Source organism: Nonomuraea sp. NPDC005501 (assembly GCF_040605905.1).
Taxonomy (GTDB): Bacteria; Actinomycetota; Actinomycetes; order Streptosporangiales; family Streptosporangiaceae; genus Nonomuraea.
The window spans coordinates 25,275-32,495 of sequence record NZ_JBEXDT010000098.1 but is presented as its reverse complement, the minus strand read 5'-3'; the positions used below and the strand labels follow the sequence as shown (position 1 = coordinate 32,495).

Annotated in this window: 4 protein-coding genes; 2 read left to right on the top strand and 2 right to left on the bottom strand. The window is 74.0% G+C overall.

Annotated features, from left to right (window positions below; genetic code table 11):
* Window positions 1–70: 70 nt before the first annotated feature.
* Together ABZS51_RS34865 and ABZS51_RS34860 are read right to left on the bottom strand one after the other, a co-directional pair.
* Window positions 71–1,054 (bottom strand): right-handed parallel beta-helix repeat-containing protein, encoded by a 984-nt coding sequence (locus ABZS51_RS34865; RefSeq protein ID WP_310709798.1) that lies wholly within the window; start codon window positions 1,052–1,054, stop codon window positions 71–73.
* A gap of 138 nt (window positions 1,055–1,192) precedes the next feature.
* A complete protein-coding gene (locus ABZS51_RS34860) occupies window positions 1,193–3,313 on the bottom strand; it encodes an ATP-binding domain-containing protein (protein ID WP_355450251.1) in 2,121 nt (706 codons plus the stop codon).
* Window positions 3,314–3,382: 69 nt separating this feature from the next.
* Here ABZS51_RS34860 and ABZS51_RS34855 point away from each other — a divergent pair, with 69 nt between their 5' ends.
* Complete coding sequence (locus tag ABZS51_RS34855) at window positions 3,383–3,991, top strand: TetR family transcriptional regulator (RefSeq protein ID WP_355450248.1); 609 nt, start codon at window positions 3,383–3,385, stop codon at window positions 3,989–3,991.
* Window positions 3,992–4,158: 167 nt separating this feature from the next.
* Window positions 4,159–7,218, top strand: coding sequence for an NACHT domain-containing protein (locus ABZS51_RS34850; protein ID WP_355450245.1), 3,060 nt, complete (start codon window positions 4,159–4,161; stop codon window positions 7,216–7,218).
* Window positions 7,219–7,221 lie beyond the last annotated feature (3 nt).

Below are 7,221 nucleotides of genomic sequence, written 5' to 3'. Positions count from 1 at the left end.
GGGAGGCCGTACCCGGAGCCCACGGCTCCCCGCGGTGGGAGGCCGTACCCGGGCGTCCGGTCCGCGCCGGTCAGGGGCTGATCCGGCCGGCCCCGGCTCCGCCGGTCACGATGGTCTTGACGCCGGAGGCCGCGTCGAGGGGGTAGGAGTACGGGATCGTGGCGACGCTGCCGCCCGCGTCGCCGCTGCCCGAGTTGACGAAGTGGTTGTTGCGGGCCACCAGGTTGGCGGCGGGCGAGCTGCCCTCACCGCGGTGGAAGGGGTCGTCGGTGTTCTCGAAGTAGTTGCCCTCGACGAGCACGCCCGCCTCCTTGGTGGAGGCCACGCCGTAGCTGCCGATGCTGGAGTAGTAGTTGTTGTAGACGTGCACCGGGTTGCCGAAGCGCACCCGCGGGTGGCGCTGGTTGGTGCCGTCGAACCAGTTGTGGTGGTACGTCACCCGCAGGTGGCCGCGGTCCTCCGAGCCGTTGTCGTCGCTGTGGCCGAGCAGCATGGTCTTGTCGTGGTCGGAGAACTTGTTCCAGGAGACGGTGACGTAGTCGCTGGCGCGCTTGATGTCCACCGCCCCGTCGTAGCCGTCGCTGAAGGAGTTGTGGTCGATCCACACCCGGGTCGAGTACTGCACGTTGATGCCGTCGTCGTTCCAGCCGCGGAACGTGAGGTTGCGGATGATGACGTTGGAGGCGCTGGCGACGTTGAACCCGCAGCCGGAGATCGTCGCCCCGGAGTTGCCGAGGACGGTCTTGTTGGAGGTCACCTTCAGCATGCCGGAGCAGGAGATCGTCCCCGAGACCCGGATCACGGCGGCGGAGCCGGAGGACAGGGCCGTCTTGAGAGCGGAGGCGGAGCTCACGGTCGTCGGGGGCGTGCCGCCGCCGCCCGTGGTGCCGCCGCCCTGGCTCGCCCAGCCGACGGGGGAGGTCTCGGCGGCCAGTGCCGCGGCCGGCTCGTCGGAGCGCGGTACGGCGGAGGCGGGTGCCGCGAGCGCGGTGACGGCGGCCGCCGCGGCGGCCAGGCCGGTGATCAGAGTGGGGGTGCGTCCTCGTGTGCCCATCGCTGAGCTCCTCTGCGGAGATGACCTCACGGTCACGGGAAAGCGGTTGCCCACACCGTAGGAAAGCGCTTTCCCTCGGTCAACGCCGGCCGTCGGCCCGGACCCGTCACGGCCGGCATGAGGGCTGGTCGGGGCGGCTCAGACTGAGTCGGCGGTCGAGAAACTTTCACGCGCCGCCCGCCCGGCGACCGGCGCAGGGTCGCCGAGCTCCGGCGGCAGCGGCCGGGCGTGCACCACGTCCAGCCGGGACACCGCCCGGGTCAGCGCCACGTAGAGCCGGTTGAGCCCCCGCTCCTCCGCCTCGGCGATCGCGGCCGGCTCGGCCAGCACCACGTGGTCGTACTCCAGCCCCTTGACCAGCGAGACCGGGACCACGCTCAGCCGCTCGCCCACGTCCAGCCCGGCGTCCCACAGGGCGGCGGTCAGCGCCTCGGCGTCCGCGTCGGCGGCGACGACCCCGACCGACCCCTCGAACTCCAGCGCCTCCCGCGCCGCCGCCACCACGCCCCGCTCCAGCCCCGGAACCCGGGTCACGCGCAGCCGCCCGTCCGAGCGGTACGAGCGGGTCGCCGGCACGCCCGCGTCCAGGGCGGCCAGCAGCCGGTTCGCCAGCTCCACGACGACCGCCGGCACCCGGAAGCCCGTGGTCAGCTCCACCACTCGCGCCCCGGGCTTGCCCAGCGCCGCCATCAGCTCCGGCCACGACCGGGCCGCCCACGGCGTCGTGCCCTGGGCCAGGTCTCCCAGCACGGTGAGCGAGCCGTGCTCGGCGCGCCGGGCCACGGCGCGGCACTGCATGGGGGACAGGTCCTGCGCCTCGTCCACGATGACGTGGCCGTAGCCGCGCGGGCGCTCCAGCAGGCCGGCGACCTCGTCGATCAGCACGAGGTCGGCCGCCGACCACTTCGCGCTCTTGTACGTGCGCGCCGGCCGCTCCCACACGACGGCCGCCCACTCGCCCGCGCTCAACGGCCCGCCCGCGCCGCCGGTGGGCGTCCACCGGCCGGACAGCACCTCGTGCACCACCTGCTCGGCCCGGACCGCCGGCCAGACCCCGTCGAGCCACGCCGCGATCGCGCGGCCGGTGCGGCGCTCCCAGGCGGCGTTGGGGCTGTGGCCGCGCGCCTCGGCCTGGCGGCGCATCAGCGCCACCACCCGGGCCCGCACCCGCTCCCGCCCGGTCCCGTACGGCAGCGCGTCACGCCGCGTGTCGTCCACGACGCGGCGCAGCTCGTCCTCCTCCACCCGCCACCGGAACGACCCCTCGCTCACCACCACCGGCTCGGCCGGCTTCGAGATCCGCCCGTACAGGGCCCGGCGCAGCACCTCGGCCATCCGGGCGTCGTGCTTGACCGCCGCCGCCCGCGCGTCGTCCCGGGCCTGGACCGGCACCGTGGCGATGAGCCCGTCCAGCGTGGTCTGCTCCACGTCCACCTCGCCCAGCGCGGGCAGGACCGCCGCGATGTAGCCGAGGAAGGCGCGGTTGGGGCCGAGGACGAGGACGCCGCCGCGCTGGAGCCGCTGCCGGTAGGCGTACAGCAGGTACGCCGCGCGGTGCAGGCCCACGGCGGTCTTGCCGGTGCCGGGCGCCCCCTGCACGCCGATCGAGTCCTCCAGGCCGGTGCGGACCAGGTCGTCCTGCTCCGGCTGGATCGTGGCGACGATGTCGCGCATCGGGCCGACGCGCGGCCGCTCGATCTCGGCCGCCAGCAGGCGGCTGCGGCGCTCCTCGCCGCGCCCCAGCCGCTCGTCCTCGTACGACGTCAGCGTGGTGTCCGACCAGCCGAACCGGCGGCGCACCGCCACGCCCTGCGGGTCCCGCGCGCCGGCCCGGTAGAAGGCGCGGGCGACGGGCGCCCGCCAGTCGATGACGACCGGCGGGCCGCCGTGCTCGCCGGGGATGTGCCGCCTGCCGATGTAGTACGTACGGCCGTCGTGCCCTTCCGCGTCCGCGGTGCCCTCTCCGGCCCCCGTGTCCTCTCCGGCCCCCGTGCCCTCGGCGGGCGCGGCGCCGTCCCGGCGCTCGAAGGTGAGGCGGCCGAAGAACGGCGGGCCGTCCGGCTCCTCGGTCAACTCCTTGGCCAGGCTCTTGAGGTAGCGGCCGAGCCGCTCGGCGCTGTAGCGGTCACCGGCGACGGTCTCGCCGACGATCACGTTGTCGCGCGCGGCGTCGAGCATGCGGCGCAGCCCCGCCCGGCACGTCTCGACGTACCGCCGCTCCTGCTCCAGCCCGTCCACGCCGTGCTCCAGCTCGTCCATGTGCGCCCTCCGGAAAGTGTTAACCCGGTCAATATATTAACCAGGTTAACAGTTTGCTAGAGTGAATCCATGACAGGACTGAGGCAGCAGCACCGGCAGCGCGTCCACGAGGCGATCTCGGAGGCCGCCATCTCGCTCTTCCTCGAGCGCGGCTTCGACGAGGTGCCGGTCACCGAGGTGGCGGCCGCGGCCCGGGTGTCGAAGCCGACGCTGTTCAAGTACTTCCCGACCAAGGAGGACCTCGTCCTGCACCGCATCGCCGACCACCAGGGCGAGGCCGCCCGCGTGGTGCGCGGCCGGGCGGCGGGCGAGACCCCCCTCGAAGCGCTGCGCCGCCACTTCCTCGACGGGCTGGCCCGCCACGAGCCGGTCACCGGGCTCAACGACCACCCGGCGGTGGTGGCCTACTACCGTCTCGTCTTCTCCACGCCGAGCCTGGCGACGCGGGTGTTCCAGTACATGGCCGTGGACGAGAGCGCCCTGGCCGAGGCGCTCGCCGAGAGCACGGACCGGCTGACGGCCGAGCTGATGGCCGCCCAGGCGATGGCCACGCAGCGCGTGCTCGCCCGGCGCTCCTGGGAGGCGCTGGCCGCCGGCCGCCCCATCGCCGAGGTCGAGCCGGAGGCGGTCCGCGCCGCCGAGCTGGCCTTCTCGCTGCTGGGGGCCGGGACGACCTGAAACGCCGCTTGTACGGCCTCAGCCGATGTCCGTACGGTCTGAACGGGCGTCCCTACGGCCTGAACCTGCGCGGACGGTATGAAACAGGCAGGCGGCCGGAGCAGATGGGAGTAGGAGGGGTGCCGGCGGGACGGTCCCGTACCTCGCTTACAGGGAGATGAGACGGCTTGAACGGTGGGCGTCGCAGGCGGGTTCCGGTCGTCGTCGTGACCGCCGTGGTGGCCTTGTCGGCCGCGGCGCTGGCCGCGTGGGCCTGGAAGGGCTGGCATGCGGACGTCGTCGGAGGGATCGCCTCGGCGGTGTCGCTGGCCGCCGGGGTCACGGCGGCGTGGGTGCAGTGGGCCTCGTTCCAGGCGATGAAGCCGCCGCGGACGCTGGTGGCGGCCGCCCAGGAGCTCGCGGCGGTCGTACGGGCGGAGCTGGACGCCGAGGCCGGGCGGCAGGAGACCGACGCGCCGTGGCGGCTCCCGGTCGGGTTCTCCGGAGGGGACGTCGCGGTGCTCGGCGTGGACTGGCGAGACCTGGAGCGCGCCGCCCGCGCCGCGCGGTCCCCGTTCGCCCGCAGGCTCTCCCGGATCCGCGGCCCGCACGAGCTCACCGGCACGCTGGACGACATCACCCGGACCTTCACGCGCATCCCCACCGCCCGCCTGGTGATCCTGGGCGCACCCGGCGCAGGGAAGACCACCCTCGCCGCCCACCTGGCCCGGCAGCTCCTCGACGAGCGTCGTGGCGACGGCCCGGTGCCGGTCGTCCTCGGGCTCGCCTCGTGGAATCCCGAGGAGCAGCCGCTCACTCAGTGGATCGCCGGCAGGCTCAGGCTGTCCTACAGCGGTCTGGGGGCGCCGTACGCGGAACGGGAAGGGGTCAGCCTCGCGCAGGCCCTGGTCGAGAACCAGATGATCTTACCCGTCCTCGACGGGTTCGACGAGCTCGACCCCGCGGTCCGCGGCTTCGGCATCGCCGCGATCAACGAGGCGCTGCGCCCCGGCTCCCCTCTGGTCCTGACCAGCCGCACCGGCGAGTATGCCTCGGCCGTCGATCCGGAGGGCGACCGGCTGCCGGTCCGCCTCAGGGGGGCGGCGGTCGTCCAGCTCCAAGACCTTCCCACCGACCTGATGATCGACTACCTGCGGGCCGGGGCCGCGGGTGCGGTTTCGGCTCAGCGCTGGGAGCCGGTCTTCGAGCGGCTGCGTGACTCCGCGGACGCCCCTGTCACCGAGGCCCTGCGCACACCGCTGATGCTGGCTCTCGCCCGGTTCCTCTACAACCCGGTCCCGCGGCGCGTCAGGGACGACACCGTCCTGGCCGATCCGGCCGAGCTTCTCGACGCCGAGCGGTTCCCCACCGCCGAGCGCATCCAGAACCATCTGCTCGGTGGCTTCCTCGCCGCCGCCTACCGGCGTCCCGCCGGGACCAACCGGCGCATGCGCGGCGAGCGGGACGCCGAACACGCGCGGGAGGCCCTGTCGACGCTCGCGGCCGAGCTCGACCTGCGCCGCACCCACGATCTGGCCTGGTGGCACCTCCAGCGCGCGATCGACGACCCGCGCAGCTTCGACCGGTGGTTCGTCGCCGTGGTCACCTACGTGGTCGTCCTGGCGTTCGACGGGCCGGTCTACGCGCTCTTCATGGCGGCGGTCGCCTTCTTCATCGCGCGCTCCCGCCGGACGAGGGCCATCGTCCCCACCGTCCTGGCCGACGGGCAGCCCCGGCGGGTGGTGCTGCGACCGCCGACGGCTGCCTCGCTGCGGGTCAACCTTCGCATGGCCGTGACCGGCGGCCTGCAGCTCGGGCTCGGTGTGGGCCTGGCGCTGGGCGTGCTGACGGGCTGGACGGACGGCTGGCGCGCCGGCTGGGAGCGGGGCTGGCACGCAGCCCTCCTGGCGGGCACGCTGATCGCGTTCGCCAACTGGATGTCGGGCCCGTTACGCGTGATGCTGAGCTTCGACGCGCCCGCCGACATCGCCCTCGCCACGCCCCGGCGGGCGCTGGTCTGGGACCGCCGCCTCGCTCTCCTCCAGGCGTCCGAGGGAGCTCTGTCCGGGACCCTGATGGGCATGGCCCTGCAGATCATCCCCGCCCACGGACTGCCGCTCGGGATCACGGTCGGCTCGGTCGCGCTGCTCAACAGCGCCTGGGGCCGCTTCGTCCTTGCCCGCGTCTGGTGGCGCGTGGAGCGCGGAACCCCGCTGCGGTTGCTGGCCTTCCTCGAGGACGCCCAGCAGCGCAACGTCCTGCGCCAGGTCGGTCCGCTCTTCCAGTTCCGGCACGCGCTCCTGCAGGAACGGCTCCGCCCGGCGCTCACCGGCCACGCCGCCTCCATCATCGCGATGGCCTTCCTGCCCGACGGCCGTCACGTCGTCGCGGGAGGCCGGACCGAGCGCGCCCTGATCTGGGACGTGGCCGACCGCACGGCACCGGTCGTCACGGCCTCGGTCGTCCACGAACCCGAAGGGCGGATCACCACGGTGATCGACTCCCTCGCGGTCAGCCAGGACGGGAGGCTGCTCGCGGCCGGCACCTGGACGTGGAACATCGGCCTGTTCGACCTGTCCGACCCCGCCCGGCCCCAGCACCTGTCGACGACGGCACGGGCGCACGAGGACCTCGTGGCAGGACTCGCCTTCTCCCCGGACGGCACCGTCCTCGCCAGCGCGAGCGTGGACACGAACGTCCACCTGTGGAGCGTCACCGACGCCGGGGCCACCGAGCGGCTGGCCACCCTCGGCGCCCATGAACAGGCGGTCCGGTCCGTGGCGTTCCACCCCGACGGGAGCCTCCTGGCCACCGGCGGCCGCGACGGCCTCGTCCTGCTGTGGGACGTCCGGGACGTCGAGCGTCCCCGGCTCGTCCACCGGCTGGCGGCGCAGGTCGACTGGGTCTTCTCGATGGCGTTCGACCCGTCCGGCACGGTCCTGGCCGTCGGCGGCCGCCAGGCGGTGAGCTTGTGGGGCGTCGACGGCGAGCCCGCGCCGCTGTCCCGGATGCCCATCCACGCCGCCTACACCGCCGCGTTCGACTCCACCGGAGACCTCCTGGCCACGGGCTCGCTGGCGGGCGGGGCGAACATCTGGGACGTCACCGACCCCGCCGCCCCATCCGTCCGCGTCCGCGTCCCCGCCGCCAGCCCTGCGGCCAGCGCCGCGTTCCACCCCACGGAGGACTTCATCGCCCTCGGCGAGCTGGACGGCACCTTCCGCATCGTCACCTGGACGTCCGCCTGAACC

Excerpts from the sequence above, each read along its gene's own strand:
- ABZS51_RS34865 (WP_310709798.1), bottom strand. The coding sequence starts at position 1,054 with ATGGGCACACGAGGACGCACCCCCACTCTGATCACCGGCCTGGCCGCC.
- ABZS51_RS34860 (WP_355450251.1), bottom strand. The coding sequence starts at position 3,313 with ATGGACGAGCTGGAGCACGGCGTGGACGGGCTGGAGCAGGAGCGGCGG.
- ABZS51_RS34855 (WP_355450248.1), top strand. The coding sequence starts at position 3,383 with ATGACAGGACTGAGGCAGCAGCACCGGCAGCGCGTCCACGAGGCGATC.